The 2,478-nt window shown below is 62.1% G+C and carries 1 protein-coding gene and 1 pseudogene; one reads left to right on the top strand and one right to left on the bottom strand.

The window, feature by feature from the left end; all coding sequences use genetic code 11:
- Window positions 1-225: pseudogene (locus ABYO54_RS15960) on the top strand (guanylate kinase); the annotation flags it as partial.
- Window positions 226-262: 37 nt separating this feature from the next.
- On the opposite strand, the gene ABYO54_RS15955 reads toward ABYO54_RS15960, so the two are convergent.
- Window positions 263-2,478 (bottom strand): Na-K-Cl cotransporter (locus ABYO54_RS15955; RefSeq protein ID WP_372809223.1); only part of this gene is annotated, 2,216 nt, incomplete at its 5' end.

The raw sequence follows: 2,478 nt of genomic DNA, 5'->3' as shown, positions 1-2,478 counted from the left end.
GGCTTCACCGACATCTTCATCTCGCCGCCTTCCATGGAAGAACTGGAAAAGCGGCTGCGCGGCCGCGCCACCGACGAGGAAAAGGTCATCCAGAAGCGGCTCGAAAACGCCGCCGCGGAAATGGCGTGCCGCAACGAATACACCTTCCAGATCGTCAACGACGATCTCGACAAGGCCTACCACGAACTAAAGTCCGTCTTCCTCTCGGCCATCGGGATGGCATAGCTCCGCGGATCGTCCGCCGCGCCGCGTGGCGCGGCGTTCAGCCCCGTTGCGAAATGCCGATGACCTTGCGGAACTCGATCTTTTCGGCGGCGAGGACAAACGCGAGGGTGGGCATCTGCGAGGTGGCTTCCATCAACTTGCCGTAGTATGCGCCATACGCATCGTCCGTTTCGTCTTTTTCCGGCGGGCGCATGCCCATGAAGACCAGTCCGGCGTTGGCGGAGACCTGGCGGATGATGTCGTAGAAGCTGGACTGCTGCTTGATCAGCACTTCGGTTTCGGCGGGGATGCGTTGCTCTTCGATGAAGCTGTTCAGCCGCTCCTTCGCCGCGCCCCGTTCCCCTTCGGAATCGACGATGGTTTTGATGTGGAGTTTGGACTGTTTCCAGATCGGGCTCTTTTGGATTTGATAGGCCAAGGTGAGGATGAGGCCGATGTTGTCCTTGTTGCCGCCCCACCAGACGTGGATCTCGATCGCCTCTTCGGCGGGCACGCGGTTGCTCTCTTTCAGCATGATCAGGTTGCGTTCCGTGCGGTAGACCAGTTTGATGAGTTCGGCGAACTCGGTGAAGCTTTCGCTGTTGTCGGTGTCGCCGAGCAGGATGGTGTTGGGGGTGAGCGGTCCGTAGCCGTAGGCGCGCACCAAGGCGGAGGCCCCGGTCAGCATGTCGGGCGAGGGGAAGATCTTCACCATGGCTTCGACTTCCCGCTTGGCCAGATAGTCGCGTATGGAAGTTTCCATGCTCTGGACCTTGGCGGCCGACCAATCCTCGACCGGCAGGATGCTGGAAATGGTTAGGGCGCTGCTATGCTGCGCGAGCGAATGCGCCATCTCGATCAGGTGCCAGCGCGACTTGGGGGAGCCGCTCAGCGCGAGGATGTTGGGCCGCCATGTCCGTTCGTCGGGCTTGAGTTTGTTGAGCCGGTGGATGGCAAAACGGATCAGCAGCGTCAGGATGCCGTAGCGCATGTCGGCCCAGTGCGCATTCAGCTGCCGGCGTTTGATGAGGTAGAAGACCAGCGAGGTCACCACGACCGCAATGATCGTCGCCCCGGCGTCGATCATCAGCATCGCCGTGAAGCAGGCGGCCGCACCGAGCAGCGAGATGCCATATTTGACCTTGAACTTGGGCCGCCACGATGGACTTTCGATCAACCCTTCCAAGCCGGCGGACAGGTTGAGCAGCCCGTAGGAGAGCAGGAAGAACATCGAGAGGATCGGGGCAATCAGGTCGAGGTCGCCCAACAGCACGGCGCCGAGCGCGACCGCGAACGAGATGGCGGTGGCGATCCGCGGGTCGGCCTTGTCCTTGCCGAACCCTTTGCCGATGAAGCGCGGAATGACGCGGTCGATCGCCAGCGCCTGCAGGGTGCGCGGTGCGCCGAGCAGCGATCCGAGCGCACTGGAAAGCGAGGCCGCGAAGACCCCGATCACAATCGGGATGCTCCAGCGCGCCACCGTCGTCATGATGTTGGAGTCGATCAGCAGCAGGTTGCCGTCGGGCACCCGGAGGTGCAGGAAGACCGGCATGGCCATGTAGACCAAGTAGCCCGTGCCGATGGCGAGCAGCGTCCCCCGCGGAAGCGATTTGGCCGGATCCTTCAGGTCGCCCGACAAACCGAGACCGGCTTCAATCCCGGTGACGGCCGGGAAGAAGACCGCGAACACCACCCAGAACGCCGCCTTCGGCGGAATGGTTGCCGTTGCCGGAATGGCCAGCGCTTCGGGCGTCGGGTTGCCCATGAAAAACGAAACCAGCGAAACGCCGATGGCGGCAAAGATGGCGAACTGGACCTTCAATGCGAGGTCCGCCGAAAAATAGGCCAGCGCCGTCAGCAGCACCAGCGTGGCGGCGGAAATAACCTTGGCCGCGATAGCCGGGTCGAGCATCGGCAACGGATTGACCACCGTCATCAACGCTTCGGTAAAACCCGCAATATAGAACGCCACGCCGAAGGCGCGCGCGAAAAAGAGCGGCAGGCCGATCGCCGCGCCAGCTTCGATGCCGAGCGAGCGGGAGATGATATAGTAGGCGCCGCCGCCGCCCACCTTCATGTTGGTGGCCATCGCCGAGATCGAGAGGCCGGTCAGGAAGGTGATGGCCGTCGCCATCGTGACGATCAGCAAGGTTCCCGCCAGCCCGACGTTGCCGAGCACCCAGCCGAAGCGCAGGTACATGATTACGCCGAAGATCGTCAGCACGCTCGGGGTATAGACCCCCTTGAAGGTTCCAAACGAGTAGCCTTTTTTTT

Source organism: Pontiella sp., assembly GCF_041622395.1.
In the GTDB taxonomy this organism is placed as follows: domain Bacteria; phylum Verrucomicrobiota; class Kiritimatiellia; order Kiritimatiellales; family Pontiellaceae; genus Pontiella.
Note: the sequence above shows the minus strand (reverse complement) of the source record. Positions and strands in the feature narration are given on the sequence as shown.